The 1,237-nt window shown below is 45.8% G+C and carries 2 pseudogenes; one reads left to right on the top strand and one right to left on the bottom strand.

From position 1 onward, the window contains the following. A pseudogene (locus R7O12_RS25650) lies at positions 1 to 298 on the top strand (cytochrome B6); the annotation flags it as partial. A gap of 70 nt (positions 299 to 368) precedes the next feature. On the opposite strand, the pseudogene R7O12_RS25645 reads toward R7O12_RS25650, so the two are convergent. Continuing rightward, positions 369 to 1,237 (bottom strand): annotated as a pseudogene (locus R7O12_RS25645) (aspartate kinase); the annotation flags it as partial.

Below are 1,237 nucleotides of genomic sequence, written 5' to 3'. Positions count from 1 at the left end.
AGACAACCCAGATGTTGGCCGCAAAGCCATTACCGGAAGTGATTTCGATAAGTTCGTCTTCAAAGTCCCAACCTTACGTAACGTAGAATTGACCTACCCGTACTTCCATGACGGGTCTGTTTGGGATCTTCAAGAAGCGGTAGAAATGATGGCCGATCTGCAACTTGGTCAAAAGCTAACGAAAGAAGAGTCCACCAAAATCACTGAATTCTTACGTTCTCTGACAGGCGAGCAACCACAAGTCACCTTGCCTCACTTACCACCATCAACTCATGAAACCGCAAGGCCAAATATTTAAAATTTGGTTGGCACTAAACAGACAAAGGAGCCGAAAGGCTCCTTTTGTAACGTCTAAATCGATGAATCAATTAAGCCACATGCTCCATTGCGTTCGAGCCTTCGACAGGCGTAAAAAATTCATCGTGTAATGCACAAATGGCACGTTGATATTCTTTGTCACTGACGACAAATTGCACGTTTACATTACGCAGTGACGAGTGCAACGCCACCGGTGTAACACCACTGTTCATGAGAGAAAGTACGCCTTTCGCTAACGTTTTGTTAGTGTCGATGTGTGAACCGATTGCTGAAATTAGCGCAACCATTCGCCCTTTAATGGAGGCATTCGGGTAACGTTTTTCGGCCTTGTATAACACTTTGTTTAAGCTGTCTGAGCTACCGCCAAGGTAATACGTAATCGAGTTAGCGTTCATCTCTTTACCGATCAAGCTGACGCGTGCATCAGAGATGATTTCCATCAATTCGTAACTCACGTTGTCAACCTTGCCGACCATCGCTTGATCGAACAAGTGCAGTGCGAAGACCTTTTCTTTACCGGCGATGATTTCCACTTTGTCTTCTTCTGGGCGATACCCTGAAGATATCAACGTACCTTCATGTTCTGGCTCAAACGTGTTTTTGATTTGCAGCTCAATCCCACTTTCGCGCAAACCAGCGGCAGCATTGGGATGAATCGCCTCCATGCCCAAGTTAGCAAGTTGATCTGCTACATCGTAGTTCGTGCTTCCAATTGGCAACACTTTCTCTGGGCCGACCACGCGCGGGTCTGCGGAACTTAAATGGTATTCTTTATGGATGATGGCTAAGTCTGCTTTGGTGATAGCGGCAATACGACTGAACGTCATTTCACTGTAGCCTCGGTCATAAGTGTGCATCAAACCTTCTTTGCAGTATGCATAACCCGTGACAATAGGCAGTTCTTTGGTCACATCGATAT

This window comes from Vibrio sp. Vb1574, assembly GCF_033338675.1.
Note: the sequence above shows the minus strand (reverse complement) of the source record. Positions and strands in the feature narration are given on the sequence as shown.